The 25805-nt window shown below is 72.8% G+C and carries 25 protein-coding genes; 18 read left to right on the top strand and 7 right to left on the bottom strand.

Annotated features, from left to right (window positions below):
- Positions 1-38: 38 nt before the first annotated feature.
- Positions 39-1721 carry a carboxylesterase/lipase family protein gene (locus ACSMX9_RS28980; protein WP_445403125.1) on the bottom strand — a complete coding sequence of 561 codons (1683 nt, stop codon included), beginning with the start codon at positions 1719-1721 and terminating at the stop codon, positions 39-41.
- An 82-nt stretch (positions 1722-1803) separates the two neighbouring features.
- Entirely contained in the window at positions 1804-2583 is a 780-nt protein-coding gene (locus ACSMX9_RS28975) for an SDR family NAD(P)-dependent oxidoreductase (protein ID WP_445398480.1), read from the bottom strand.
- Between the two features lie 168 nt (positions 2584-2751).
- Between ACSMX9_RS28975 and ACSMX9_RS28970 the strand changes: the two genes are divergently transcribed.
- The 4 genes from ACSMX9_RS28970 to ACSMX9_RS28955 all read left to right on the top strand — a co-directional run bounded on the left by ACSMX9_RS28970 (position 2752) and on the right by ACSMX9_RS28955 (position 6553).
- Positions 2752-3618 carry a universal stress protein gene (locus tag ACSMX9_RS28970; protein ID WP_445398478.1) on the top strand — a complete coding sequence of 289 codons (867 nt, stop codon included), beginning with the start codon at positions 2752-2754 and terminating at the stop codon, positions 3616-3618.
- A gap of 158 nt (positions 3619-3776) precedes the next feature.
- Positions 3777-5471 (top strand): VanW family protein, encoded by a 1695-nt coding sequence (locus tag ACSMX9_RS28965; protein WP_445398476.1) that lies wholly within the window; start codon positions 3777-3779, stop codon positions 5469-5471.
- 246 nt (positions 5472-5717) lie between these two features.
- Positions 5718-6290: an RNA polymerase sigma factor gene (locus tag ACSMX9_RS28960; protein ID WP_445398474.1), complete on the top strand. Its 573-nt coding sequence runs from the start codon at positions 5718-5720 to the stop codon at positions 6288-6290.
- Positions 6287-6553, top strand: coding sequence for a hypothetical protein (locus ACSMX9_RS28955; RefSeq protein WP_445398472.1), 267 nt, complete (start codon positions 6287-6289; stop codon positions 6551-6553). Before ACSMX9_RS28960 ends, ACSMX9_RS28955 begins: the two co-directional genes overlap by 4 nt.
- A 42-nt stretch (positions 6554-6595) precedes the next feature.
- Here the strand turns inward: ACSMX9_RS28955 and ACSMX9_RS28950 are convergent, their stop codons facing one another.
- Positions 6596-7963 carry an amidohydrolase family protein gene (locus tag ACSMX9_RS28950; RefSeq protein ID WP_445398470.1) on the bottom strand — a complete coding sequence of 456 codons (1368 nt, stop codon included), beginning with the start codon at positions 7961-7963 and terminating at the stop codon, positions 6596-6598.
- A 271-nt stretch (positions 7964-8234) separates the two neighbouring features.
- Between ACSMX9_RS28950 and ACSMX9_RS28945 the strand changes: the two genes are divergently transcribed.
- The 7 genes from ACSMX9_RS28945 (at position 8235) to mnhG (ending at position 15541) form a co-directional block, all read left to right on the top strand.
- A complete protein-coding gene (locus ACSMX9_RS28945) occupies positions 8235-8924 on the top strand; it encodes a helix-turn-helix domain-containing protein (RefSeq protein ID WP_445398468.1) in 690 nt (229 codons plus the stop codon).
- 182 nt (positions 8925-9106) lie between these two features.
- A complete protein-coding gene (locus tag ACSMX9_RS28940) occupies positions 9107-12016 on the top strand; it encodes a Na+/H+ antiporter subunit A (protein WP_445398466.1) in 2910 nt (969 codons plus the stop codon).
- A complete protein-coding gene (locus ACSMX9_RS28935) occupies positions 12013-12597 on the top strand; it encodes a Na(+)/H(+) antiporter subunit C (RefSeq protein WP_445398464.1) in 585 nt (194 codons plus the stop codon). Before ACSMX9_RS28940 ends, ACSMX9_RS28935 begins: the two co-directional genes overlap by 4 nt.
- Positions 12594-14240 carry a Na+/H+ antiporter subunit D gene (locus tag ACSMX9_RS28930; RefSeq protein WP_445398462.1) on the top strand — a complete coding sequence of 549 codons (1647 nt, stop codon included), beginning with the start codon at positions 12594-12596 and terminating at the stop codon, positions 14238-14240. Before ACSMX9_RS28935 ends, ACSMX9_RS28930 begins: the two co-directional genes overlap by 4 nt.
- Positions 14241-14247: 7 nt before the next feature.
- A complete protein-coding gene (locus tag ACSMX9_RS28925; RefSeq protein WP_445398460.1) occupies positions 14248-14853 on the top strand; it encodes a Na+/H+ antiporter subunit E in 606 nt (201 codons plus the stop codon).
- Complete coding sequence (locus ACSMX9_RS28920; protein ID WP_351242013.1) at positions 14850-15167, top strand: monovalent cation/H+ antiporter complex subunit F; 318 nt, start codon at positions 14850-14852, stop codon at positions 15165-15167. Before ACSMX9_RS28925 ends, ACSMX9_RS28920 begins: the two co-directional genes overlap by 4 nt.
- On the top strand, positions 15164-15541 hold the full coding sequence (gene mnhG / locus ACSMX9_RS28915; protein WP_366112905.1) for a monovalent cation/H(+) antiporter subunit G: 378 nt from the start codon (positions 15164-15166) through the stop codon (positions 15539-15541). Before ACSMX9_RS28920 ends, mnhG begins: the two co-directional genes overlap by 4 nt.
- A 16-nt stretch (positions 15542-15557) precedes the next feature.
- Here the strand turns inward: mnhG and ACSMX9_RS28910 are convergent, their stop codons facing one another.
- From ACSMX9_RS28910 to ACSMX9_RS28900, 3 genes are all read right to left on the bottom strand, one after another.
- The gene (locus ACSMX9_RS28910) at positions 15558-16124 is read right to left on the bottom strand and encodes an NADPH-dependent FMN reductase (RefSeq protein WP_445398458.1); all 567 of its coding nucleotides are present in this window, start codon (positions 16122-16124) and stop codon (positions 15558-15560) included.
- 85 nt (positions 16125-16209) lie between these two features.
- Positions 16210-16695: a MarR family winged helix-turn-helix transcriptional regulator gene (locus ACSMX9_RS28905; protein WP_445398456.1), complete on the bottom strand. Its 486-nt coding sequence runs from the start codon at positions 16693-16695 to the stop codon at positions 16210-16212.
- Between the two features lie 31 nt (positions 16696-16726).
- Positions 16727-18187, bottom strand: a complete 1461-nt coding sequence (locus ACSMX9_RS28900) for an aldehyde dehydrogenase family protein (RefSeq protein ID WP_445398453.1) — start codon at positions 18185-18187, stop codon at positions 16727-16729.
- A gap of 431 nt (positions 18188-18618) precedes the next feature.
- Here ACSMX9_RS28900 and ACSMX9_RS28895 point away from each other — a divergent pair, with 431 nt between their 5' ends.
- The 7 genes from ACSMX9_RS28895 (at position 18619) to ACSMX9_RS28865 (ending at position 25115) form a co-directional block, all read left to right on the top strand.
- Positions 18619-19797, top strand: coding sequence for an NAD(P)-dependent alcohol dehydrogenase (locus ACSMX9_RS28895; RefSeq protein WP_445398451.1), 1179 nt, complete (start codon positions 18619-18621; stop codon positions 19795-19797).
- Between the two features lie 55 nt (positions 19798-19852).
- Positions 19853-20923 (top strand): MBL fold metallo-hydrolase, encoded by a 1071-nt coding sequence (locus ACSMX9_RS28890; RefSeq protein WP_445398449.1) that lies wholly within the window; start codon positions 19853-19855, stop codon positions 20921-20923.
- 130 nt (positions 20924-21053) lie between these two features.
- Complete coding sequence (locus ACSMX9_RS28885) at positions 21054-21575, top strand: MarR family winged helix-turn-helix transcriptional regulator (protein ID WP_445398447.1); 522 nt, start codon at positions 21054-21056, stop codon at positions 21573-21575.
- Between the two features lie 73 nt (positions 21576-21648).
- Complete coding sequence (locus tag ACSMX9_RS28880) at positions 21649-22281, top strand: hemerythrin domain-containing protein (protein ID WP_445398445.1); 633 nt, start codon at positions 21649-21651, stop codon at positions 22279-22281.
- Positions 22282-22383: 102 nt separating this feature from the next.
- Complete coding sequence (locus ACSMX9_RS28875) at positions 22384-23454, top strand: LLM class flavin-dependent oxidoreductase (protein ID WP_445398443.1); 1071 nt, start codon at positions 22384-22386, stop codon at positions 23452-23454.
- A complete protein-coding gene (locus ACSMX9_RS28870; RefSeq protein WP_445398441.1) occupies positions 23451-24032 on the top strand; it encodes an NAD(P)H-dependent oxidoreductase in 582 nt (193 codons plus the stop codon). Before ACSMX9_RS28875 ends, ACSMX9_RS28870 begins: the two co-directional genes overlap by 4 nt.
- Positions 24033-24053: 21 nt before the next feature.
- Positions 24054-25115 carry an ABC transporter permease gene (locus ACSMX9_RS28865; RefSeq protein WP_445398439.1) on the top strand — a complete coding sequence of 354 codons (1062 nt, stop codon included), beginning with the start codon at positions 24054-24056 and terminating at the stop codon, positions 25113-25115.
- Between the two features lie 15 nt (positions 25116-25130).
- Here the strand turns inward: ACSMX9_RS28865 and ACSMX9_RS28860 are convergent, their stop codons facing one another.
- Complete coding sequence (locus ACSMX9_RS28860) at positions 25131-25751, bottom strand: L-threonylcarbamoyladenylate synthase (protein ID WP_445398437.1); 621 nt, start codon at positions 25749-25751, stop codon at positions 25131-25133.
- Positions 25752-25805 lie beyond the last annotated feature (54 nt).

Here is a 25805-nt window from a genome sequence, read left to right as displayed (position 1 = left end):
GAGGTAGTCGGTCGGTGCCGGTGGCGGGTTCCCGGAGGTCACCGGACGGGGGTGCTGGGCAGCCCGCGCCAGAACCCCAGCCGGTGCGTGCGGGCGTAGTCGACGGGCCCGATCCTGTCCGGGGCGAGCGACTGGGTGTACGGGACGTCGGCCGCGGGGCGGTGGCGGGGCCAGGGGGGCAGCCCGGCCCCCACGGGCGCGCCGGTGTCGGCGAAGGCGGCCCACTGGTCGGTCATGGTGTCCGAGAGCCGCAGTTGGGCCGGGGTGAACAGCGGTTGGGCCTGTGGGTCCTCGAAGACGTAGGGGGTGTCGCCCGCGTGGAACGCGCCGAAGTCGAAGTCCCCCGACAGCGGCAGGTACATCGGGGCGTCGCGGTCGGCGAACTCGTAGGCGTACACGGGCACGTGGCGGGCGAGCACGGTGTGCTGGGCGTCGGTGCCGAGCGCCCACATCCGGTCGGTGACGACCGTGGCCCAGGCCAGGGCCGGCGAGGGGAAGTCGCGCAGCGGGTAGGCGGCCCGCACCCGGGGCGCGTCGGCGCCGAACGCGGTGTCCAGGGCGGTGGCGTAGTCGTCACGGGTGAAGGGGGTGCCGACGGCGTCGTACTGGAGGCCCACGAAGGTGCGGTGCTCGTCGAGGGTTGCCCCGGAGAGCACCGGCACCCGGTGGAAGCGCCCGGCGCGCAGCGCCTCCGGCGGCAGTTCCGGGAGGACGGGCGTGCCGTGGGCGAACGCCTGGAACACGTTCATGATCGACGGCACCTCCAGGATGCGCGCCACCGGGAGGGCCCTCAGGCAGCGCAGGCCCGCGGCCGGGTCGGCGCGGGCGCAGCCGAGCGGGGCGGTGATGTGGGCGCTGGCCTCCTCCACTTCGCGCAGGGTCCGCCACACGTACCACCGGTAGCCGGGGACGTCCGGGCCCATGGCTCCGGCGGGCATGTCCATCACCCCCTCGCCGCTGGCCAGGACCGCCCGGTCGAACAGGCCGCGGGCGGTGGGCGAGGTCAGGTGCGCGGTGATGGCGGAGGCGCCGAAGGAGGATCCGGCGACGGTGACCCGGGCGGGGTCGCCGCCGAAGGCCGCCGCGTTGCGCCGCACCCAGTGCAGCGCGGCCTGCTGGTCCTGGAGTCCGAAGGTGCCGGACCCGGGGAGGCCCGGATGCGCGAACCCGCCGAAGATCCCGAGCCGGTAGTTCACGGTGACCACCACGGTCCCCCGGTCGGCCAGTCGCCGCCCGTCGAAGAACGAGCCGGCACCGACCGCGCCGTCCCCGTGGATCCACACCAGCACCGGGGCCCCTCGCCCGCCGCGCGTCGCGGGGGCGGTCACGTCGAGGACCAGGCAGTCCTCCTCGGTGCTGGCCGACGAGGTGTAGGGCGAGGGCACCTGGGGGCACAGCGGCCCCGGCCGGGTGGCGTCCCGCACGCCCGCCCAGGGCGACACCGGGCGGGGTGGCGCCCAACGGTGCGCGCCGGTGGGCGGGTCGGCGTAGGGGATGCCGTGGAAGGTGCGGTGCGCGTCGGTACGGGTGCCGCGCACCCAGCCGGCGTGGGTGCGGACCCGGTCCTCGACCGCGGGGGCTGCCCCGCCGGGCGTCGGGCCGCCGGCGTGCGCCACGGGATGTGGCAGGACCGACGCGGCCAGGGCGGCCAGGAGGATCAGGGAGACCGGCGCCGCCCGCCGCAGGAGCGGACGCCGACCGCGGGGGCGGGCGCGTGTCATCACGCTCGTCATCGTCGACGGCCGGTCGGAGAGGTGCAACGCCGTCCGGTCCGAGCGGGCGAAGGAGCCGGCGGGACGGCGGTCAGTGCACCGAGAAGCCGCCGTCCACGAAGAGGGACTGGCCGGTGACGTAGGCGGAGGCGGCGGAGGCCAGGAACACCGCCGCGCCGGCGAAGTCGGCGGGCAGTCCGTTGCGCCCGGTCATGGTGCGGGCGGCGAGGGCCGTCACCCGTTCCGGGTCGGAGGCCAGGCGCCTGTTCAGGGGGGTCATCACGAAGCCGGGCACCAGGGTGTTGGAGGTGACGCCGTACGGCGACCACGCCTCCGCCTGGGAACGGGAGAGGGACTCCAGGGCGCCCTTGGACACCCCGTAGGCCCCGCTGTCCACGAAGGCGCGGTGCGCTTGCTGCGAGGTGATGTGGATGATCCGGCCGAAGCCCCGGTCGGCCATGCCGGGGCCGAACCGCTGACCCAGCAGGAACGGCGCTTCCAGGTTGACGGCCATGGTGGCGTCCCAGACCTCCTCGTCGAGTCGGCGCAGGGGCGGGCGGAGGTTGACCCCGGCGCTGTTGACGAGGACGTCGGGTTCGCCGAAGACCGCGGCGGCCCGCTCGGCCGCCGCGCGCACCCCGTCCCGGGTGCTCAGGTCCGCGCTGACCCAGGCGGCGCGGCAGCCGGCGGCGGTCAGTTCGTCCACGGTCGCCACCAGGTCCCGCTCGCCCCGGGCCACGACCACCACGCCGGCCCCGGCACGCGCCAGTGCCCCGGCGACGGCCCGGCCTATCCCGGAACTGCCGCCGGTGACCACCGCCACTCTGCCGTCCAGGGAGAACAGCTCCGTCAGGTAGCTCTGTGAGGTCATGCCGGCAGCCTATGCGCCCGGCGTCGGGCGCCTGCCCCTCGGACCGCGCGGACCTGCGGAAACCCGGATCTCGGGACGATCGGCCCTGCCCCCGGGCGCCCGGGTCGGGGAGGCTGGAGCGGGAGCGGTAGCCTTGCCGCTCCGTTGCGTCACGAGGAGGCATGGCACATGACCCGCGCTATCGCTGTCGGGGTGGACGGTTCACCGGCGAGCACGGCGGCCGTCGACTGGGCGGCCCGGGAGGCGGCCCTGCGGGGGCTCCCGCTCCGCATCGTCCACGCGCCCTGGTGGGAGCCGCGGGACTTCCCCGTCGTCGAGGGCGACGACGCCCTGGACCGGGCCGCCGAGGCCGTGGTGTCCGGGGCCCGGGAGCGCGCCGTGGACGGGCGCCCGGAGTTGGCGGTCACCACCGAGGTCCTGACCGAGGCACCGGTCCCCGCGCTGCTCGGTGCGGCCCGCGGGGCCGAGATGCTGGTCCTCGGCTCCCGGGCGCAGGGGCCCGTCCTGGGCTTCCTGCTCGGCTCGCACGGTCAGCAGGTGATCGCCCACACGCCCCGGCCCGTGGTGTCCGTGCGCGTGCCCTCCGGTGCGGCGGCGGCCGCGGGCGGGGAGGTCGTGGTCGGCCAGCAGGGCGGCGCCGAGGACAGCGACCCGGCCCTCGGCTTCGCCTTCGAGGCCGCCGCGGCACGCGGCGCGACCCTGCGGGTGGTGCGGGCCTGGAGTCTGCCGCCCTTCTACGCCTACCCCGAGTTCCTGCGCCGCACCGACGAGGCGGGCGGTCTGGAACCGATGGAGCGCACGGCACTGGCCGAGGTCCTCGCGCCCTGGCGGAAGCGGTTCCCCGAGGTGCCGGTGGTGGAGCACCTGGAGATCGGGAGCGCCGGACAGGTGCTGCTGGCCGCGGCCGGCGGGGCCGCACTGCTGGTCGTGGGGCGTCGGGCCCGCTACACCCCCACCGGGGGCCTCATCGGTTCGGTGGCCCACGCCGCGCTCCACCACGCGCACTGCCCGGTGGCGGTCGTCCCGCACGCGTGAGCGGGTCCGGAGCCGCCGGGCCTCGCTCATCGGCCGCGGAACGACATGTTCCGGCCATTTACCATTTGACTATATTTGGGACAGTACTGTCCTGAGTAGCATCGCACCGGCCGGGCCGTGGCCCGGCCCTTTCCGTGTCGGTCACCCCTGGGAGTTCCATGCGCCGCCGAATACACCCCGCTGCCCTCGTGGGCGGTGCCGTCGTCCTCGGAACGGGTGCGCTCTACCTGACCGGGTTGGCGCTCACCGCCGAGGAGGCGCCCACCGGCACCAGCGTGCTCGGCGTGGCCATCGGAGGGCTGGACCGGGACGGCGCGCGGCAGAAGCTGGACCGGGAACTGGCGGCCCGTGCCACGGCTCCCATCGAGGTCGTGGTGGGCGAGCGGACCGACCGGATCTCCCCGCGGGCCGCCGGGTTCGAGGTGGACACCGAGGAGACCGCCGCGCGGGCCGTCCGGGCCGGCAAGGACCCGTTCACCGTGATCGGCAACCTGTTCTCCTCCGACGGCGGTCCCGTGGACCCGGTGGTGCGCACCGACGAGGAGGCGACCCGGGCCGCGGTGCGCGAACTGGCGGAGGAACACGACCGCACGGTCCGGAACGGAGCCGTCACCTTCTCCGGGGGCGCGCCGAAGGTGACCCCCGCCCGGACCGGGACGGCGCTGGAGGTGGACGGCGCCGTGGACGCCCTGCGAAAGGCGTACCTCGCCCCCGAGGGGCCCCGTCCGGTGGTGCTGCCCGTGCGGGAGAGCGCGCCGCGGGTCACCGCCGCCGAGACCGACCGCGCGCTGCGCGCCTTCGCCCGCCCCGCGATGTCCGGGCCGGTCACCCTCACCACCGACGAGGGACGCATCACGATCACCCCCGCCACCCTGGGCGAGCACCTGAGCCTGCGCCCCGACCGCAACCACCGGCTCCAGCCGGCGCTGGACGAGAAGGGCCTGTTCAAGGACCCGGCCGTGGTCCGTGCCGTGGACGCGGTGACCACCCGGGCGCAGGACGCGACCCTGCGGCTGGACGGCGACCGGGTCGCGGTGGCGACCGAGGGCAGAGCGGGCCAGAAGGTCACCGCCGACGCCCTGGGCGAGGCGGTGCTGCCGCTGCTCACCAAGACGGGCGGGGCCCGGACCGGCGCGGTGGAGACGGTGAAGGAGCAGCCGACGCTGAGCCGGGCGAAGCTGCCGGAGCTGGGGCTGACGGAGAAGGTGTCGTCCTTCACCGCCAACTTCGAGAAGGCCGAGTACCGGACGAAGAACATCGGGCGGGCCGCCGAACTCATCAACGGCTCGACGGTCCTGCCGGGCGAGACCTGGAGCTTCAACGACACGGTGGGCGAGCGGACCGCCGCCAACGGCTTCGTCGACGGCATCATCATCCTCAACGACAAGTACACCAAGGCGTCCGGCGGCGGTGTCTCCACAGTCGCCACGGCGATGTTCAACGCCATCTTCTTCGCCGGCGTCAAGCCCGTGGAGTACGGGGCCCACTCGTTCTACATCGAGCGCTACCCCGAGGGCCGGGAGGCCACCGTCGCCTGGGGCAGCCTCGACCTCAAGTTCACCAACGACTCGGGCAGGGCGCTGCACATCCTGACCGACGCCACCGACACCTCGGTGACGGTGACCTTCGTCGGCACCAAGAAGTACGACTCGGTGGAATCGGTCACCGGGCCCCGGAAGAACGTCAAGGAACCCGGCACCCGGGAGGGCGCCAAGGAGGAGTGCCAGCCGCAGACCCCGTTGGAGGGGTTCGACGTCACCGTGGAGCGCGTCTTCCGCAACGACGGCGTCGAGGTGAAGCGCGAGCCCTTCCACACCCGCTACACCCCGCGCGACGAGGTCGTCTGCGACTGACACCGCCCGGGCGACGGCCCGTGGTCCGCCCCGCACGAGATGCGGGGCGGACCACGGGCCGTCGTCGCGCGTACGGTACTCGGATCGGGGTGAATCCTTTCGGGGGCGAGGTGGCTCTCATGGGTGTGCCGACGACCCCGTGGGCACGGAACCTGGAGGTAACCATGCTCGTCGGTGCGATCGTCACCGCCGCCGTGCTCGCGTGTCTGTGCACGGTGTTCGTCCTGCGTCGGCGGAGGGGTTCCCGTGGCTGACCCCGACTGGCCCGGGGAAGGGGTGGTGCGGGCCGCGCAGGGCGGGGACGTCCGGGCCACCGCCACCCTGGTCAACGGCTCCCATCCGCACGTGCGCCGCTTCGCCCACGCCCTGTGCGCCTCGCCGGAGGACGCCGAGGACGCGGCGCAGGAAGCACTGATCGTCCTCTACCGGAAGATCGGCATGCTGAGGGCCTCGGGGGCGTTGGCCTCCTGGCTGTTCCGCGTGGTCCACAACGAGTGCCTGCGCCGGATCCGGGCGGGGGTGCGCCGGGCCGACGCCCCGGTGCCGGACCGGCGACTGCCCTCCGCGGAGCAGCAGGTGCTGGAACGGCTGGAGGCGCAGTGGGTGGTGGACGCGATCCTCGCGCTCCCGGCCGATCAGCGTCGGGTGCTCGTCATGCGCGACATCCAGGGGTACAGCGGACGGCGGACCGCCGAGGCGCTGGGTCTCTCCACCGCCGCGATGAAGTCGCGGCTGCACCGGGCACGCGAAGCGGTGCGGCGCAGCCTCGACCCCGCGGACGGGACCCGGCCGGCCCGCGAGGACGGGGGGCGGTCGTGACGGACGCCCCCAGGTTCGCGAGCCGCTCGGTCCCCGTCCACCTGCTGCGCGGACTGATCGGGTTCGGCTCCCTGGCCGGCTCCTTCCTGCTGCTGCCGGTGGCCGGGGCCTGGAGCCTGTTGCTCGCCCCGGTCGGGCTGCTCGCCCTGCGGGGCTGCCCGATGTGCTGGACGATCGGGCTGGTCCAGACGGTGACCCGGGGTCGGCTGCGCCGGTCCTGCACCGGCGGGACCTGCGAACTGACCGTCGCCCACCGGCAGTAGCCGGGAGGGCGGGTGGGGCGGACGGCCCCACCCGCCACCGGATCAGTAGCCCGAGGGGCGGAAGCGTCCGCCCGGCTCGACGCCCGCCCGGGCGAGCACGGCGTCCCGGGCCCCGTTCACCAGGCCGACCACCCGCGACTCGTCCACGTCCAGGAGCCTGCCGGCCGCCTTGACCCGGCGTCCGGCGACCCAGACGGAGTCGACCAGGCCGGGGTGCCCGGCGAGGACGACGGCGCCCGCCGCGTTGTTCATCGGGGCCATCTCGATGCCGTCGGCCCGCAGCATCACCACGTCCGCGTCCTTGCCCGGGGTGAGGGAGCCGATCCGGTGGTCCAGGCGCAACGCCTTCGCTCCGTTGAGGGTGGCGAACTCGATCGCGTCCTGGGCGTCGAGCGGCAACTGCTCCTCCAGGGTCCCGCCGTTGCGTTCGGCGTCCGCGTGGGCGAAGGCCCGTTCGACGAGCAGGACGGTGCGCATCACCTGGAAGAGGTGGCCGCTGTTGCACGTGGCGATGTCGATGCCGATGCTGGGGGCCATGCCGGCGTCGAGGAGGCGTCGGGTGGCCGGCCAGCCGTGCCCCATCTGCATCTCGATCTCGGGCGTCATCGCGGCGGAGCACCCCGCGTCGGCCATGATCTGGAACTCGTCGTCCGCCAGCGAGTTGCAGTGCGCGCAGACCACGTCGGGGCCGAGCAGCCCGTTCTCGGCGAGCCAGGCCACCGGCCGGTCGCGTCCCCAGGCCCCGTCCCCGACGTGCACGGAGATGAGGACGCCCAGTTCCCGGGCGAGGGCCCAGTCGTCCCGGGTGACGTCGTGGGTGGCGTACTGGGGTCCGCGCAGCGCCATGCCCATCTGGAGGAGCTGGTCGTCAGAGGAGAAGTGCTGGGAGCGCACCCGGCGGGCGTCGGCGGCGTTGGTGGGCTTGCCGCTGACCGGGAGCCACTCGTCGTTGGCGTTGCCGTAGCACATCACGAACCGGCCCCGGGTCTCCCGCAGGGCCTCCACCGCGGCGTCCGCGTGTTCGGGCGTGTTCATGTTGTGGGACCAGTCGAGCACGGTGGTGACCCCGGCGTTGAGCGCCTCGTAGGCTCCCGCGAGGTTGCCCGCGTACACGTCCTCGGCCCGGAAGTGGCCGCCCAACTGCACGCGGACGCCGGCGAAGTACTGGCTCAGGGTCCAGTCCGCGGCGATGTTGCGCAGCACCGTCTGCCACAGGTGGCGGTGGGTGTCGACCATGCCCGGCATCACGATGGTGCCCCGCCCGTCGATGACCTCGGCGTCCGCGGCGGACAGGTCGGGGCCCACCGCGGCGATCCGGGTGCCCTCGATGAGCAGGTCCGCCCGGTCGAGGTTGCCGATGGCCGGGTCGACGCTGATGACACTGGCGTTCTGGATGAGAGTGCGCTTCACCACGTTCTCCTCGTGCTGTTTGCCCCGCGTCGCCGCGCTGTCCGTCGTCTCCTGGCGCCAGGCGTGTGTCACGCCTCACGTTCGCCAGAGCGTAGGAACCGCTCAAATCGGATGTCAAGTGTCACTGCACACTCTTCTTCTCCGTCCACGACCAGTCCGACATGCTCACTTCATCTCAACAGCCGGCCCGAGAACGGCACCGGGCGCCCGGCGCCAAGCACCTTCGTGCAGTTCCACCACACACCGGGATGTGCGGTCTAGACTGACGCCCGTGACTGCTACGACGCCTCCGGCGCCTCCCGCCTCCGGTGTTCCGACGCTCGGCGAGCGGCTCAGGTCCGCCCGCCGGGCGCGCGGCGAGTCGATCCGCGGGCTCGCCCGACGGATCGGGTGCTCGGCGAGCCTGCTCTCCCAGATCGAACTCGGGAAGTCCGCCCCCTCGGTCGGCGTCCTCTACCAGTTGGCCCGCGCCCTGGACGTCTCCACCGACCACCTGCTGGGGCCGGCCCCGCAGGAGGACCCCGCACCGCGCGCCCTCGCACCGGTCCCCCGGACCGCGGGCTTCGGGGCGCTGCGCGCGCTCCCGCCGACCCAGCGGGTCCAGGTGCAGCGGGCGACGGACCGGCAGACCGTCAGCTTCGGCGGCGGCGTCCGTTGGGAGCGGCTCACCACGACCTCCGACACCCGGGTCGACTTCCTGGAGATCGTCTACGAGCCCGGCGGCTCCTCCGACGAGGACGACCACCCCGTGGACCACCCCGGCGTCGAATACGGCGTCGTCGTCGAGGGCGAACTGACCGTCGACGTGGACGCGGAGAGCCACACCCTGGGGCCGGGCGACTCCGTCGCCTTCGACTCCGGCCTGCCCCACCTCTTCCGCAACACCGGCACCAGCACCGCGCGTGCCGTCTGGTTCGTCGTGCACGCCGAGACCGGTCCCGGGTACACCGCCCGCCGCTGACTCGGCGTCAGCCCGCCGAGGGGCCGGGGGCTGGGCCGGAGGGGGGCACCTCGCGGCGGGTCGGGGCCGCGACGGCGTGCCGGGGCGCGAAATGCGGGCCGCGGCTTATAGCTATGTCCCGTGCCCGGTGCCCCTCGCCCTGATCGGACCGCCGCGCGCGGTCCATCGGTTCCCGGGGCCGCATGGCGGCGCTGATCCTCGCCCACTTCCTGCTCGCCGCGTGCGCCGGCCCCCTCGTACGGCGGCTGGGCCCACGGGCGTTCGCCCTGCTCGCGGTACCCCCCGCCGCCGCCCTCGGCTGGGCACTCGCCCAGTGGGGCACGGCCGCCCGGGGCGGTGCGGTGAGCTGGTCGCTCGCCTGGCTCCCCGCGTACGACGTGGAGATCGCGCTCCGCTTGGACGCGCTGGCGCTGCTCATGGTGCTGCTGGCGGCCGGGGTGGGGGCGCTGGTCCTGCTGTACTGCGTGCGGTACTTCGAGGACGGAGCCCCCCGGCTCGGCGGTTTCGCCGGCAACCTCCTGGCCTTCGCGGGCGCCATGCTCGGCCTGGTCCTCGCCGACGACCTGGTGGTCCTCTACGTCTTCTGGGAACTGACCACCGTCTTCTCCTACCTGCTGATCGGCCACGACAGCGAACGGAAGCAGAACCGCCGGTCCGCGCTCCAGGCGTTGACGGTGACCACCCTGGGCGGACTGGCGATGCTGGTCGGTTTCCTGATGCTCGGTCAGGAAGCGGGCACCTATCGGATCTCGGAACTGCTGGCCGCTCCCCCCGCGGACTCCGCCACCGTCTCCACGGCGATCGCCCTGGTGCTCCTGGGCGCCCTGTCGAAGTCGGCGATCTGGCCGTTCAGCGTCTGGTTGCCCAATGCGATGGCCGCACCGACCCCGGTCAGCGCCTATCTGCACGCGGCGGCGATGGTGAAGGCGGGGGTGTACCTGGTCGCCCGGCTGGCGCCCGCGTTCGCGGACGTGCCGCTCTGGCGGCCGGTGCTGCTGGTGCTGGGGGCCGCGACGATGCTGCTGGGCGGTTGGCGAGCACTGCGGCTGGGCGACCTCAAGCTGGTGCTGGCGTACGGCACCGTCAGCCAACTCGGCTTCCTCACCGTGCTCGCCGGGGTCGGCAACCGGGACGCCGCGCTAGCCGCCGCGGTGCTCGTCCTCGCCCACGCGCTGTTCAAGGCTCCGCTGTTCCTCGTCACCGGCATCGTCGACCACGCCGCGGGCACCCGGGACCTACGGCGGCTGTCGGGGGTGGGGCGGGCCTTGCCCTGGGTGGCGGGGACCGCACTGGTCGCGGGGGCCTCGATGGCGGCACTGCCGCCGCTGCTCGGCTTCGCCGCCAAGGAGGCGGCCTTCGAGGCCCTGCTGCACGGCGACGCCGCCGATCGTTGGGCGCTGGCCGTCGCCACCGTCGGTTCGGCCCTGACCTGTGCCTACACCCTGCGCTTCCTGTGGGGGGCGTTCGCCCGCAAGCCGGGGCTCGACGACACCCCCGTCCACCGGGTGGGCCCGGCGTTCCTGGGGCCGCCGGCGCTGCTCGCCGCCGCGTGCGTGGTCTTCGGGCCGGGGGTGTCCTGGTGGAACGGGCTGCTGGGGGCGTACGCGGCCGCCTTCCCCGCACCGGCACACCCGTACGCGCTCTCCCTGTGGCACGGCCTCGGCACCGCCCTGCTGCTGTCCGCCGCGGCCTGGGCCGGTGGTGCGGTGCTGTTCCTGCTGCGCGACCCCGTGGTGCGGCTGTCCCGGCGCATCGCCTGGCCCACCGCGGACCGGGTGTTCGGGCTCGGGCTGCTGGGGCTGGAGCGGATGGCCCTCCAGGTGACCGGCTTCTTCCAACGGGGTTCCGTGTCGGTGTACCTGGCGACGGTGCTGAGCGTGCTGCTCGGTGGGCAACTCGCCGTGCTCCTGGTCGACGAGCCCTGGGCGGGGGCGGTGGCTCCGCGGTTGTGGGACTCCGGTGCGCAGGGCGGCATCGCCCTGCTGACCTGCGCGGCGGCCCTGCTGTGCCTGCCGGTGCAGCGGCGGATGAAGGTGGTGGTGCTGGCCGGACTCACCGGGTACGGCACCGCCCTGCTGTTCGTGGTGCACGGCGCTCCGGACCTGGCGCTCACCCAGTTCTGCGTGGAGACCGTGTCCTTGCTGGTGTTCGTGCTGGTGCTGCGCAGGATGCCGGTGTACTTCCAGGAGACCATCAGCCGCCGCAGGTTGCTGATGCGCATCCCGCTGGCCCTGGTCGCCTCGGCCGTGGTAGCCACCGCCCTGTGGGTGGTCGCCGCCGCCCGGGTGGCCGAGCCGGCGGGCGGGGCGTTGGTGGCGGCCACCGCCGGCCACGGGGTGAAGGAGGTGGTGGCGACGATCCTGGTGGAGTTCCGGGCCTGGGACACCCTGGGCGAGTCGGCGGTCCTCGCGGTGGCGGCGGTGGGCGTGACCAGTCTGATCTACGTGCACCGCCGGGTCGGCGTGGTGGAGCCGGTGGAGCCGGCCCCGGTGGCGGAGGCCGTCGAGCCGCCGGGCGGCCCCACCGCCTGGTCCTACGGTTCGCACTTCGTGGTCCGCGGGCCGGTGGCCGAGGACACCGCTCCCGAGCGGACCTGGCTCGCCGCTGGACGGACGCTCGCCCCGGAGTACCGTTCCGTGGTCTTCGAAGTGGTGGCCCGGCTGGTGTTCCACCCGGTGCTGGTGCTCTCCGTCTACCTGTTGCTGTGCGCGGAGAACCTCCCGGGCGGCGGGTTCGTCGGGGGGTTGGTGGCGGGCCTGGCCATGATGGCGCGCTACCTGGCCGGCGGGCGGCACGAGTTGGCCGACGCGGCCCCGGGCCATCCGGGGCTGTTGACCGGGTTGGGGCTGCTGCTGTCGGCGGTCGTCGGGATCCTCGGGCTGGTCGAGGGCGCCGTGCTCCATCCGCTGACCTACGAGACGCACCTGCCCGTCTTCGGTCACGTCCACGTCGGCACCCCCGTGCTGTTCGACACCGGGGTCTACCTCCTGGTGCTGGGGGTGGTGCTGGACATCGTGCGGGCGCTCGGGGCCCGGGTGGACCGGCAGATCGAGCGGGAGGCCCGCGAGACGACCGGGGGGTCCGCCCGGTGAGCGTCAGCCTGACCCTGTTGGTGACGGGCGCCCTGCTCTGCGCCGTCGGCGGCGTCCTGCTGCTGATGCGCGCCCTCACCCGCATCCTGGTCGGCGCGGTGGTCCTCAGCAACGGCATCAACGTCCTGCTGCTGGCCGCCAGCGGGGCGGCGGGGGCGGCGCCGCTGTTGTACCCGGGGGTCGACCGCGATCGGATCAGCGACCCGCTGCCGCAGGCCATCGCACTGACCGCCATCGTCATCACCCTGGCCACGACCGCGTTCCTGCTGACGATGGCCTACCGCAGCCAGCGGGTGAACGGGACCGACGAGGTGATGGACGACATCGAGGACCGGCGGGTCGCGCTCCGCGCCGAAGTGCAGGAGCAGCGGTCCGCGCTGCGGGAACAGCACGGACCGCGCGGACGGGGGCCGGAGGGCGACCGGGACGCCTACCGCTCGGAGCGTCGACGGCTGCGGGGGGTGCTGCGGGAGGACCGGGCGCTCCAGGCACGGGCCCGGGACGCCTCGGGCGATCTGTGGAACGACATCCTCGGAGAGGACCCCGCCGACTCCGAGACCTCCGGGGGGACCGTCCGGTGAACGCGCTCGTACCGCTGCCCGTGCTGTTGCCGCTGCTGGCCGCCGGTCTGGAGTTGGCCCTCGGCACCCGGTTCCCCCGAGCCCAACGGGTGGTGGGCGTGCTGGTGTTGAGCGCGGTGCTGGCCCTGTCGCTGACGATGCTGGTGGCGGCGGACCGGAACGGACCCCTCGCCGTGCACCTGGGGGACTTCGCCCCGCCGGTGGGGATCACCCTGGTCGCGGACCGGCTGTCGGCGCTGATGCTGTCGGTGTCGGCGGCGGTCACCCTGTGCGTGCTGGTGTACTCCATCGGCCAGGGCATGGCCGACCGGGAGGAGCAGTCGCCGCTGGCCGTCTACCACCCCGCGTACATGGTGCTGGTGGCCGGGGTGTCCTGCACCTTCCTCGCCGGCGACCTGGTCAACCTGTACGTCGGCTTCGAGATCATGTTGGTGGCCAGCTTCGTCCTGCTGACGCTGGGCGGCACCGCCGCGCGGCTGCGGGCCGGCGCGACCTACGTCCTGGTGTCGCTGGTCTCCTCGATGGTGTTCTTCACCGCGGTCGCCCTGACCTACGCGGCGGCGGGCACGGTCAGCCTGGGGCAGCTCGGGGTGCGCCTCGCCGAGCTGCCGCTGGGGGTGCGGACCCTGCTGGAGGCCACGCTGTTGACGGTGTTCGCGGTGAAGGCCGCCGTGTTCCCGCTCGCGGCCTGGCTGCCCGACTCGTACCCGACGACACCGGCGCCGGTCACGGCGGTGTTCGCGGGTCTGCTCACCAAGGTCGGGGTGTACTGCGTGCTGCGGGTGGAGACCCTGCTGTTCCCCGGCAACCGGCTGGCCGACCTGCTGATGTGGGCGGCGCTGGCCTCCCTGGTGATCGGGGTGCTGGGCGCGGTGGCGCAGACCGACCTCAAACGGGTGCTGTCCTTCGTGCTGATCAGCCACATCGGGTACATGATCTTCGGGATCGGGGTGGGCACCCGGGCCGGGCTGGGCGGAGCGATCGTGTACGTCGTCCACCACATCACCGTGCAGACCGCGCTGTTCCTGGTGGCCGGGTTGATCGAACGCCGTACCGGCACCACCGAGCTGACCCGGGTCGGCGGGCTGTCCCGGGCCGCGCCCGCGCTGGCGGCGCTGTTCCTGGTGCCGGCGCTGAACCTGGCGGGCATCCCCCCGATGTCCGGGTTCATCGGGAAGCTGCAACTGCTGCGGGCGGGCGTCGCGGACGCCGGGGTCCTGGCGTACCTCCTGGTCGCGGCGGCGTCGCTGACGAGCCTGTTGACCCTGTACGTGATGGCGAAGGTGTGGAACCTCGCGTTCTGGCGGGCGGCTCCCCCCGGGCGGCCCGCCCGGGGCACGGTCTTGGAGGAGGCCGATCCGGACGAGGAGCAGGACGAGCACGGCGAGGGAGGCGACGGGGCGGCGGGTTCGGACCGGCGGCCGGCGCCCGCGGGGCAGGCGGTCACCGCGACGCTGTCCGGGCGGGCCATCACGACGACCACCGACCGGCTGCCCCGCAGCATGACCTGGGCGACCGTCGCGCTGGTGGTGCTCTCCTTGGCCTACACGGTGCTGGGCGACCCCTTCACCGCGCTCACCGACCGGGCGGCGGCCGAACTCCTGGAACGTTCCCCCTACATCGAGGCGGTGCTCGGCCAATGACGTTCCCGTGATCTCGCTGCGGTTCCGCGACCCGAAGCTGCCGCCCTTCAGCTGCGCGGTGGTGGGACGTCGACGCCGGGTGCTGGACGCGCCGCTGATCGCCTGGCTGACCGTGGTGTGGATGCTGTTGTGGGGCACGCTCAGCCTGCCCAATGCGATCACCGGCGTCCTGGTGGCGGTGACCGTGTGCCTGGTGTTCCCGCTGCCGCAGGTCAACATCGGGCTGCGGCTCCATCCGTGGGGGATCGTCCGGTTGACGGTCCGACTGCTGTGGGAGATGTACACGGCCGGGGCGAAGGTGTCGCACCAGTTGGTGGACCGGCGGCCGTTCCGGGCGGGTGTCCTGGCCGTGCCGCTGCGCTGTCGCAGCGATCTGATGCTCACCGCGACCGCCATCGCCGTCTCCAACGTGCCCGACGGTTCGGTGGTCGAGGTGCACCGTGCGCAGGCGACGCTGTTCGTGCACGTCCTGGAGGCCGAGAACCCGGCGACGCCGGAACGGGCGCGGCAGGGGGTGTGGCGGATGGAGGAGTTGGTGGTGCGGGCGTTCGGCGACCGCGAGGAGATCGCCCGGGTCCGGCAGCCGCCGCCCCGGCCCCGGAGTCCGCGGTGAGCGCCGCGCAGGCCGTGGACCGGGGCCTGTTGGTGGCCGCCGCGGTGCTGCTGCTGGTCGCGGGGGCGTTGGTGCTGTACCGGGTGTGGCGCGGGCCGTCCATGTTGGACCGGGCGATGGCCCTCGACGTGTGCGCCGCGTTGATGATCGCGGGGATCGGGGTGCGTTCGGCGCTGAGCCGGGATTCGTTCTACTTCCCGGCGATGCTGGTGCTGGCGTTCCTGGGGTTCACCGGGTCGGTGGGGATCGCCCGGTTCATCGCGGTGCGGGACCGGGCCCCGGACCAGCCGCCGAGCGGGGAGGCCGGCAGGTGAGCGGTTGGGCCCAGGTCGCGGACACCACGGGGGCGGTGTTGCTGTTCGTGGGCGCCGCGGTCAGCCTGTTCGGCGCGCTCGGAATGGTCCTGATGCCCGATGTGCTCTCCCGCAGCCACGCGGCGACCAACCCCCAGGCGCTGGGCATGTTGTTGGTGTTGATGGGGGTGGCGCTGCGGCTGCGCAGCGGCATCGACCTGGGCACCCTGGGGCTGGTGGGCTTCTTCCAGCTGTTGACCGGGCCGGTGGCGGCGCACCTGGTGGCGCGGGTGGCGTACCGCACGGGGTACGCGGGCCGCGAGGGCCTGGTCTTCGACGAGTTGGACGAACAGCTCAGCGCGGCCCCGGAGCCGGAGGACGACGGGGCCGCGTGAGCGGGCGGCGGGAGCCTCAGCCGGCGGGCGCGCGCAGCGGGGCCAGTGCGGTGCTCCAGGCGATCAGCTGGTCCAGCATGGCGTTGACGGCGTCCTTCTGGAGCGGCTGGGGGGTGAGCTTCGTGAAGTCCTCGAAGTCGTTGAAGAGGGACAGCATCACCTGGTTGCGGACGGTGGCGACCTGGACCTCGGCCATGATGTGGCGGAGGTGCTCGATGGCCCGGGAGCCGCCCGCGCTGCCGTAGCCGACGAATCCGGCGGCCTTGTTGTTCCACTCGGCGTAGAGGAAGTCGATGGCGTTCTTCAGGACCGCCGAGGTGGAGTGGTTGTACTCGGGGGTGACGAACACGAAGCCGTCGTAGCCGTCGATGGTGGCGGCCCACTGCTTGGTGTGTTCGTTGGCGTACTGCTGGAGGGAGGGGGGCATGGCCTCGTCCAGGAACGGCAGGGGGACGTCGCGGAGGTCGACGAGGTCGAACTCGGCGTCGTCGCGTTCCTGGGCGATCTCGTGGACCCAGCGGGCGACGGAGCTGCCGACGCGGCCGGGGCGGGTGGCACCGATGATGATGGCGATCTTGGGCACGGGTTTCCTCGGAAGGGTGGGTGTGGGTGGAGGCGGGGGCTTCGGTCTCGGGGCGGGGCCCGGTCCTGCGCGCCGCGCAGGGTGCTCACATCGCCTCCCGGTCCGGGCCGCGGGGCGTGGTCAGCCGCTGGCGGAGCTGTTCGCTGATGTCGTGCAGCTGTCGGAGTTCGTCGTCGGTGAGGTGGTCCAGGAGCCGGGTCCGGGCACAGGCCGCGTGCCAGGGGGCGGCGTCCTCCAGTGCCCGTTGTCCGGCGGGGGTGAGCCGGGCCAGGTGGACGCGACGGTCGACGGGGTCGGTGTGGCGTTCGACCCGTTCCTGCTGTTCCAGTCGGTCGACCAGGTGGGAGAGCCGGCTGGTGGAGACCCCGGTGCGGCGGGCGAGCTCGCTCATGGGCAGTTGGCGGTCGGGCGCGTCGGCGAGCCAGGCCAGCACCTCGTAGTGGATCTGCGAGACGTCGCTCTCCCGCCGCAGTTCCTGGCCGAGTTGTTCGGACAGCAGTCGGGCGGCGGAGAGGAAGGCGCGCATGGTCCGCTGCGCGCTGTGTTCGGAGCGGGCCGCTGCGGTGGTCATGGCGTTCCTCCTCGGTGCTGCGGGGCGCGGGTCAGGACGTGCGGGGGGCGGGGTGCACGATGTGCTTGATCTCCTGGAACTCCTCCAGGGCGCGCTCGCCGTTGAGCCGGCCCACGCCGCTCTGCTTGAAGCCGCCCTCCTCCATCTGGTCGACGATGACGGCCCAGGTGTTGGACCAGACGGTGCCGGCCTCCAGTTCGCGGGCGACCCGCAGCGGCCGGTCCGCGTCCCGGCTCCACACGCTGGCGGCGAGGCCGAACTCGGTGGCGTTGGCGCGGGCGATGGCGTCGGCCTCGTCGTCGAAGACCTCGAAGGTGGCGACGGGCCCGAACACCTCCTGCTGGACGATGGGCCGGTCGACGTCGTCGACCTCCACCAGGCTGGGGCGGACGAAGGCGCCCCGGGCGAGCGGACCCTCGGTGATGCGTCCGCCGCGGACCAGGACCTCGGCGTAGGCGGCGGCCTCGGCGACGGCCCGGTCGACGCGGTCGGCGTTGGCCGTGTCGATCAGGGGGCCCATCTCGCTGGCGGGGTCGGTGCCGGGGCCGACCTTGACGGCCTCCAGCGCGGCCGTCAGCCGGGTGCGCAGTTCGTCCGCGACGCCGCGCTGGACGAGGATGCGGCTGCCCGTCATGCAGAACTGTCCGGTGAAGGTGGTGACGGCCTTGGTGAGGACGGGTACGGCCGCGTCCAGGTCGGCGTCGTCGAAGACGATCATCGGGGTCTTGCCGCCGAGTTCCAGCGACATGCCCTTCAGCGAGGCGGAGGCGTCGGCCATGATGGCGCGTCCCACCCGGGTGCTGCCGGTGTAGCTGATCACGTCGACTCCCGGGTCGGACACGATCAGTCGCGCACCCCGGCTGCCGGATTCGGTGAAGGCGTTGAACACCCCGCGCGGCAGGGCCGTGGTGCCGGCCACGATCTCGTACAGCAGGTGATTGGTGAGGGCGGTCTGTGCGGGCAGCTTGAGCACCACGGTGGCGCCCGCCGCGAGCGCCGGAGCGAAGGAGCGCACGGAGAGGATGACCGGCGAGTTCCAGGGGGCTATCACTCCGGCGACGCCGACGGGCTGGCGCAGGGTCATCGAGTAGAGGCCGGGCTTGACCTCCGCGGCGCGCCCCGACTCCGTCAGGGCCAGCGCACCGTAGTAGCGGATCTTGGAGACGGTGAGGTCGACCTCCAGCGCGGCTTCCGCGGGGATCTTGCCGTTCTCCCGGGAGAGCAGGGCGACGAGCTCGTCCCGACGGGCGGCCATCCGGTCCGCCATCTCGAACAGGGCCCTGGCGCGCAGGTCGCGGTCCCGGGCCCAGTCTCCGGTGCGGAAGGCACGTCGGGCCGCGTCGATCGCGGCGCGGGCCTCGTCGGTGCCGCCGTCCGCGTAGGTGCCGATGACCTCGCCGGTGGCCGGGTCGGTGGACTCGCCGACGGTCGTGGAGTCGGTCCACACGCCGTCGATGAAGTTGCGGGCGTGGGCGGTGCTCTGGGTGGTCATCGGGCTACTCCTGTGGGAAGCGTCTGCGGTTGCGGAGCCGTGGCCGTTCAGTGCGCGGGATGCGCGCCGCGCGTCGACGCGAGACGGTGGAACGGTGGGACGGACCGCCGTCCGGGTGGGACACGGGACAGGTTAGTTCGTTCCGCAACCAACCGTATACCGCTGAGCGCGCAACCGGAGTCAACTATTCCCCACCCGAGGGACGCCGAGAACGATGCGCGCGCATTCATTTGCCCCTCCCGCAAGAGTATGCTTATCATTCGTTGCACAACGAACTAAATGGGTTTGGTCGCCGGTGGCGAGGGACGCACAGCCGCCCGCCGTCGGACGCCCCCGACCCATCCCTCTTCAGCCGCTTCGGCGGCCCGTGGATCGCCCCCGCCCGTGGCCCAGGCCCGCCCGGGGAGCGCATCCGGTTGGGAGAAACGATCATGGCGGCAGCATCATCCGGCGGCCCCGCCCCGCACACCCAGGACGCCCCCCGTCCCACCGCCTCCCCGGTCAGGGCGGCGGTGGTCAGGGAGAAGGGCGGCCCCTTCGCCTTCGAGGACCTCGTCCTCGACACCGCGCTCCGCCCCGACGAGGTCCTCGTCCGGGTGGTGGCGACCGGCGTCTGCCAGACCGACGTCCACGTACGGGACCAGGCACTGCCCGTGCCCTTGCCCGCGGTCCTCGGACACGAGGGCGCCGGTGTGGTCGAGCGGGTCGGGGCGGGCGTCACCTCCATCGCACCGGGCGACCACGTGGTGATGTCGTACCAGTCGTGCGGGCAGTGCACGCCCTGCCGCAGCGGCAACCCCGCGTACTGCGCGCTCTCCTTCCCCGCCAACTTCGGCGGCTCCCGCCTCGACGGCAGCAATGCGCTACGACGCGGTACGGACGGCGACGGCGAGTCGGTGCACGGCCACTTCTTCGGCCAGTCCTCCTTCGCCACCCTCTCCCTGGCCACCGAGCGCAATGTGGTCAAGGTGCCCGAGGACCTCCCCCTGGACCTGCTCGCGCCGCTCGGCTGCGGACTCCAGACCGGGGCGGGCGCCGTGCTCAACTCGCTGGCGGTGCCGGCTGGTTCCTCCGTGGTGGTCATCGGCACCGGCACGGTCGGACTGGCCGCGGTGATGGCGGCCAAGGTCGCCGGGGCCTCGCCGATCATCGCCGTGGACATCGTCCCGGAGCGGCTGGACCTCGCCCGAGACCTCGGTGCGACGCACGCCGTCAATGCCAAGGACGAGGACACGGCCGCCCGGATCGTCGAGATCACCGGCGGCGGCGCGGACTACGTCCTGGAGATCACGGCGCGTCCCGAGATGCTCACCCTGGCCGTGGACTCCCTCGCACCGCTCGGCACCGCCGCGCTCATCGGCGGAGCCCCGGCCGGAGCCCACGCACCGGTGAACATGAACGCCCTCCTCGGCGGGCGGACCGTGCGGGGCGTGGCACAGGGCGACTCGATCCCCCAGTTGTTCATCCCGCAGCTCATCGACCTCTACCGGGCCGGGCGCTTCCCCTTCGACCGGCTCGTCACCCACTACGGCTTCGACGAGATCAACGAGGCCGTCACCGACACGCGGACCGGGGCGGCTATCAAGCCCGTGCTCCGCATCGGGGCCTGACCACGGCCCCGCCCCACCACTCCTCACGCACCACCAGAGCAAGGACATCACGATCATGACCGATCACCAGAAGCCCGGCACCCCGACCGACCGCCACCAGTTGGGCGCGGCCGGCATGCCGCTCAACACCCTCGCCGACTACCGCCCGATCCCGGCGAACGGCTACGGGGCCCTGTTCCTCCCCGAGCGGCTCGACAAGGGCTACCACGTCGAGGAGATCCACGACGGCGCCTACTACGTGACCTCGGGGGCCTACGACACCATGTTCGTCCGCACCGGGAACGGCGTGGTGGTGGTGGACGCCCCGCCGCTGCTCGGCGAGAACCTGAACCGCGCCATCGCGGAGGTCACCGACGAGCCGGTCACCCATCTGATCTACAGCCACTGGCACAGCGACCACATCGGCGCCGCCGGAATCTTCGCCGACGCCAAGCCGAAGGTCATCGCGCACGACTACACCCGCGAGATGATCCAGCGCTGGCCGGACCTCGGCGGCGAGCGCGGCATCCCGGTGCCGACCGAGACGATCACCAGCAGCGACAGTCTGGTCGTCAACGGGGTCCGCTTCGACCTCGACTACCACGGGGTGAACCACACCCCGGGCAACATCTTCATCTACGCGCCCCAGCAGAAGGCCCTGGCCGCGATCGACATCATCAGTCCCGGATGGAGCGCCTTCAAGCACTGCGACGCCTCCGAGAACATCCGCGGCTGGGCCGAGGCCCACGACTGGATCCTCGACTACGACTTCAAGGGCGTGGTCTCCGGCCACGTCAACCGCTACGGCACCCCCGAGGACGCCAGGGCGTCGCGCGACTACACCAACGACATCCTCACCTTCGCCAAGGAGGCCCTCGACAACGGCCAGGAGCTGGAGCACATCGAGCGCATCGGCTTCAGCAACGCGTGGGTCCTCTGGGAGAACTACTTCAACGAGATGACCAACTACGTCACCAAGAAGACCCTGGAGAAGGTCACCGACAACGGCCAGACCTGGGCCCAGCGGCTCGCCGGCGCGGACGTCATGACCAAGTACCACGCCTACTCGATCCTGGAGGCCCTGCGCCTGGAGTACGGCATGGTCACCGCCTTCGAGAAGCTCATCCTGCCGCAGCCCCGCGGCTGACCGGAGCCACTGCCGGACGGCCCGGCCCCGCCCCCGCGGGCCGGGCCGTCCCCCCTACGACCGTCCTATCATTCCATCCGAGACCGATTCGTTGGGGAACGAACGGACAGTCGACCAGCCGGGAGGGGCCATGGATCTGACCACCGAGACCCACGCCGAGCGCGAGCACCAGCAGGCACCGCGCCGGGGCTCGCCCACGCGCCCCCTCAACCGCACCGAGCGCGCGGTGTGGCTGGGCCTGCTCTCCACCCACCTGCGGCTGCTGCGCACGCTGGACGCGGAGCTGGTGTCCGCCGAGCGGTTGCCGATGTCCTCCTTCGAGGTGCTGCTCACCCTGGCCGAGGCGCCCGGGGGCCGGCTACGGATGAAGGACATCGCCGCCTCGCTGCTGATCAGCCGCAGCGGGCTCACCCGGATCGTGGACGACCTGGAGCGACAGGGCCTGGCGATCCGGGAGAAGTGCCCCACCGACGCACGCGGATTCGACGCCGTCCTGACCGAAGCGGGCAAGAAGGCGTACCGGCGGGCGCGGAAGGTGCACCTGACCAATCTGCGGCGCGAGTTCCTGGACCGGCTCAGCGAGGAGCAGCTCGCCTCCCTCGCGGACATCTGGCGCACCCTCGGCTTCGACGACGGCGCCGACGCCTGCTGAGCCGCGCCGGAGCGTTCCGCCGCCGTCCCCCGGGACGACGGCGCGCCACCCGAGACGACGAGGCACACCACCCATGACCGAACGCGAGCGGCGGGCACGCCCCGCCGCGACCTCCCTCCCGCACGCCCGTCCCCCCGCGGACGCGGCCGATCCCCTCGACGAGGCGACCCGCCCGCGGGCACCGAAGCACCCTGCCGCCGGGCCGCCGCGCCCCGGCGGCACCGGGCTGCGCCTCAAGCTCATCCACGACGGACTGCGCCGCGAGATGCGACAGATCCGCACGGCCGTGGAGCAGGTCGCGGCCGGACGGCTGGACGCCACCAGTGCCCGCCGGGCCGTCAACCAGCTCAGCTCGCGGCAGGGCTACCGCACCCTGGGCGCCTTCTGCACCGCCTACCACCGCACGCTCACGGTGCACCACACCATCGAGGACCAGTTGATGTTCCCCGAGCTCCGCGACCGGCAGCCGTCACTGGGCCCCGTCGTCGAGCGCCTGGAGCAGGAACACGGGGTCATCGCCGAGTCGCTGGCGAACCTCGACACGGCCCTGGTCGCCCTCGTCGAGGGCGACCCCGCCGGCTCCGCTGCGCGGCTGGACCGCGTACGGGCCCTCACCGCCCGGCTCGACCGGGTGCTCTCCTCTCATCTGCGCTACGAGGAGGACGAGCTCCTGGAGCCGCTGGACCGGCTGGGCATCCACGTCTGACCAGGGGGACCCCGCCCTGCCGGCCCTGGGGGAATACTGCCGCACACTCCCAATGTTGTTCGTTGCGCAACTAACCAATAGACCCTCTCCCGGAGCAATCCCATGGCTTTCGAACTCGGCATCTACCACTTCGGCGAACTGACGCCCGACCCGGTCACGGGAAAGACGCCGGCACCGGGGCCACGGCTGCGGGAGCTGGTCGAACAGGCGAAGGTCGCGGACGAGGCGGGCCTGGACGTCTTCGCGGTCGGCGAGCACCACCGCACCGACTTCGTCGTCTCCTCCCCCGCCGTGGTCCTGGCCGCCATGGCGGAGAACACCCGCTCCATCAAGCTCTCCAGCGCGGTCACCGTCCTCAGCTCCGACGACCCGGTCCGGGTGTTCCAGCAGTTCGCCACGGTCGACCTGCTGTCCGGCGGCCGGGCGGAGATCATCGCGGGACGCGGCTCGTACATCGAGTCCTTCCCCGTCTTCGGCTACGACCTGGGCGACTACTCCGAGCTGTTCGCGCAGAAGCTGGACCTCCTGCTCAAGCTCCGCGAGGAGAACCCGGTCAGTTGGCACGGGGCGCTGCGGGCCCCGCTGGTGGACGCCGACATCACCCCGCGGCCCGACCGCGAACTGCCGGTGTGGGTGGCCGTGGGCGGCACCCCCGCCTCGGTGGTGCGGGCCGGTCGGCTCGGGCTCCCGCTCTCCCTGGCGATCATCGGCGGCAGTTACCGGCAGTTCGCGCCGTTCGTCGACCTGTACCGCAGGGCCGCGGCCGAGGCGGGGCACGATCCGAAGACGCTGAAGGTGTCGGTGAACTCGCCGGGCTTCGTCGCCCCGAGCCACCGGGAGGCGATCGAGGTGTCGCACCCCTACTTCCAGGCGGGCTGGATGGCCAACCACCACCAGCGCGGTCAGGGCGTGCCGATGCCGAAGGCGGCCTACGAGGCCCAGGCCACCGAGGCCGGAGCCTTCTTCCTGGGCAGTGCGCAGGAGGTCATCGACAAGATCATGGCGCAACACGAACTCTTCGCGCACGACCGCATGATGATCCAGCTGGGATTCGGCAACCTGCCCCAGCGCGAAGCCCTCAAGTCCATCGAACTGATCGGCTCCGAGGTGGCGCCGGTGGTCCGCAAGGAGATCGCCTCCCGTACCGCGGCCGAAGCGGGGGTGGCCTCGTGAACCGCCCGCTGCGGGTGACCGCCGTGGTCGGCACCCTGAGCACCCCCTCGAAGACGACGGCCCTGGTCGAGTTGATCCTGCGGACGCTGGCCGACCGGACCCCGGTCGAGTCCCGGCTCATCGAACTGCACTCCTTGAAGGGGACGTTCACCGGAGCGGTGGCGCGGGACGAGGTGGGCGCCGAGGTGGAGGAGGCGCTGCGGGCGGTGGAGGAGGCCGATCTGGTAATCGCGGCGACCCCGGTCTTCCGCGGCTCCTACACCGGGTTGTTCAAGCACTTCTTCGACCTGGTGGACCCCTACGGGCTCGCCGCCACGCCGGTGATGCTCGCCGCGACCGGGGGCAGCGACCGCCACGCGCTGGTCATCGAGCACGCGATGCGCCCCCTGTTCGGATTCCTCCAGGCGTGGACCGCGCCGGCCGGGATCTACCTCAGTGCCGGGGACTTCGACGGGACGACCGTCCTCAACCCGGAGGTCTACGAGCGGATCGAGATGGCGGTCGGGGACGTGGTGCCGGTCGCCCGGGCGCTCGCCGCGGCAGCGGAACGAACCACCGCCCCGACCCCTTCCGCCTGACCCGTTTCGAGGAACGGACCCATGCCCCAGACACCTCCCGCGCCGCTCCGGACGGAGGAGGCCGCGACCGCCCCGCCCGTGGCGCGGCGCACGCTCCTCCACCGGACCGGGGCCGCCGCCCGCCCGGTGCTGCTCCCGGTCTCCGTGGCCGTGGCCATCGGCGCCATCTTCATCAGCGTCTACCTCTCCGCTTTCCACGCCCCGGTGGCGCGCGACCTCCCGGTGGCCGTCGTCGGGGACGCCGGAACGGCCCGTCAGGTGGCGGACCGTCTGCCGGGCCCGCCGGCGGACACGTTCCGGGTGACCGCCGTCGCGGACGAGCGGGCGGCCCGGACGGCCGTCGAACACGGCGAGGTGTTCGCGGCCTACTCGCCAGGGCCCGACCGTGCGGAGCTGTGGTACGCGGGGGCGCACGGACCTGCGGTCACCGCGCTGGTGACCGAGGGGCTGGCACCGCTGGCCGCGGCGGACGGCCAACGGCTGGAGGTGGTCGACGCGGTGCCCGCCTCACCCCAGGACACCCGCGGCCTCGCGGTCTTCTACACCACCTTCGGGCTGGTGTTGGCGGGGTACCTGTTCGGGATCATGACGTACCAGCTCTCCCCCGGGGTGTCGGTACGCCGGAGGCTGGCCGGGCTGGCCGCCTTCGGGGCGGTCGGCGGGGTGACGGTGGCCCTCGTGGTCTCCGCGTTCGGGGCCTTGCCCGCGCCGTTCGCCGGGGTGGCCGCGTTGGTGGCGCTGGTCGCCCTGGCGGTGGGCGCGGCCACCATGGTGTTGGTGCGGGCGCTGGGGGTGCTGGGGTCCAGCGCCGCCGCCGTGGTCTTCATGACGGTCGGCAACGCGACCAGCGGCGGCAGCCTGCCGGCCGAGTTCCTGCCCCCGTGGCTCGCGCCCTTCTCCGAGGTCCTCCCGGTCGGGGTGGGGGTGCGGGCCGTCAACGGCCTGGCCTACTTCCACGGTGACGGCGTGCTCGCGGGCGTGATCGTCCTCGGGCTGTGGATCGCAGCCGGGGTCGGCGGCATGCTGGTGCTCGAACGGGGCGGGTACCGGTTGCCGCTGCCCGGCGTCCCCCGCCCCTCCTGACCTCCCGGCGGGCCACTACTCGAAACGGTTCGGGTCCCCCGCGCCGTACCGCACGACCTCGGGCTCGCCGTCGGAGAAGTCGACGACCGTGGTCGGTTCGGTGCCGCAGTCCCCGGAGTCCACGACCGCGTCCACGACGTGGTCGAGCCGTTCCTTGATCTCCCAGCCCTGGGTCAGCGGCTCGTCCTCGTCGGGCAGCAGCAGGGTGCTGGAGAGCAGTGGTTCGCCGAGTTCGGCGAGGAGCGCCTGGGTGACCTTGTGGTCCGGGATGCGCACGCCCACGGTCTTCTTCTTGGGGTGCAGCAACTGGCGGGGGACTTCCCGTGTCGCGGGCAGGATGAAGGTGTAGCTTCCCGGCGTCGCGGCCTTGATCGCCCGGAACACGTCGTTGTCGATGTGCACGAACTGGCCCAGTTGGGCGAAGTTCTCGCACATCAGCGTGAAGTGGTGCCGGTCGTCGAGCTGACGGATCGCACGGATGCGGGCCAGTCCGTCGCGGTTGCCCACCTGACAGCCCAGGGCGTAACAGGAGTCCGTGGGATACGCGATGAGGGCGCCGGAGCGGACGCTGTCGGTGATGGTGCTGATCATGCGCCGCTGGGGATTGTCGGGGTGCACGTCGAAGTACTTGGCCATCCGGTGAGTCTACGACCCGCCCCGCCGGGCGCCGGGAGGCCACCGATCCGCGCC

It is taken from the genome of Streptomyces sp. LE64, assembly GCF_052606915.1.
This window is presented reverse-complemented; position numbering and strand designations above follow the sequence as displayed.

Excerpts from the sequence above, each read along its gene's own strand:
- ACSMX9_RS28980 (WP_445403125.1), bottom strand. The coding sequence starts at position 1,721 with ATGACACGCGCCCGCCCCCGCGGTCGGCGTCCGCTCCTGCGGCGGGCG.
- ACSMX9_RS28975 (WP_445398480.1), bottom strand. The coding sequence starts at position 2,583 with ATGACCTCACAGAGCTACCTGACGGAGCTGTTCTCCCTGGACGGCAGA.
- ACSMX9_RS28970 (WP_445398478.1), top strand. The coding sequence starts at position 2,752 with ATGACCCGCGCTATCGCTGTCGGGGTGGACGGTTCACCGGCGAGCACG.
- ACSMX9_RS28965 (WP_445398476.1), top strand. The coding sequence starts at position 3,777 with ATGCGCCGCCGAATACACCCCGCTGCCCTCGTGGGCGGTGCCGTCGTC.
- ACSMX9_RS28940 (WP_445398466.1), top strand. The coding sequence starts at position 9,107 with ATGGCGGCGCTGATCCTCGCCCACTTCCTGCTCGCCGCGTGCGCCGGC.
- ACSMX9_RS28905 (WP_445398456.1), bottom strand. The coding sequence starts at position 16,695 with ATGACCACCGCAGCGGCCCGCTCCGAACACAGCGCGCAGCGGACCATG.
- ACSMX9_RS28900 (WP_445398453.1), bottom strand. The coding sequence starts at position 18,187 with ATGACCACCCAGAGCACCGCCCACGCCCGCAACTTCATCGACGGCGTG.
- ACSMX9_RS28895 (WP_445398451.1), top strand. The coding sequence starts at position 18,619 with ATGGCGGCAGCATCATCCGGCGGCCCCGCCCCGCACACCCAGGACGCC.
- ACSMX9_RS28890 (WP_445398449.1), top strand. The coding sequence starts at position 19,853 with ATGACCGATCACCAGAAGCCCGGCACCCCGACCGACCGCCACCAGTTG.
- ACSMX9_RS28885 (WP_445398447.1), top strand. The coding sequence starts at position 21,054 with ATGGATCTGACCACCGAGACCCACGCCGAGCGCGAGCACCAGCAGGCA.
- ACSMX9_RS28880 (WP_445398445.1), top strand. The coding sequence starts at position 21,649 with ATGACCGAACGCGAGCGGCGGGCACGCCCCGCCGCGACCTCCCTCCCG.
- ACSMX9_RS28875 (WP_445398443.1), top strand. The coding sequence starts at position 22,384 with ATGGCTTTCGAACTCGGCATCTACCACTTCGGCGAACTGACGCCCGAC.
- ACSMX9_RS28865 (WP_445398439.1), top strand. The coding sequence starts at position 24,054 with ATGCCCCAGACACCTCCCGCGCCGCTCCGGACGGAGGAGGCCGCGACC.
- ACSMX9_RS28860 (WP_445398437.1), bottom strand. The coding sequence starts at position 25,751 with ATGGCCAAGTACTTCGACGTGCACCCCGACAATCCCCAGCGGCGCATG.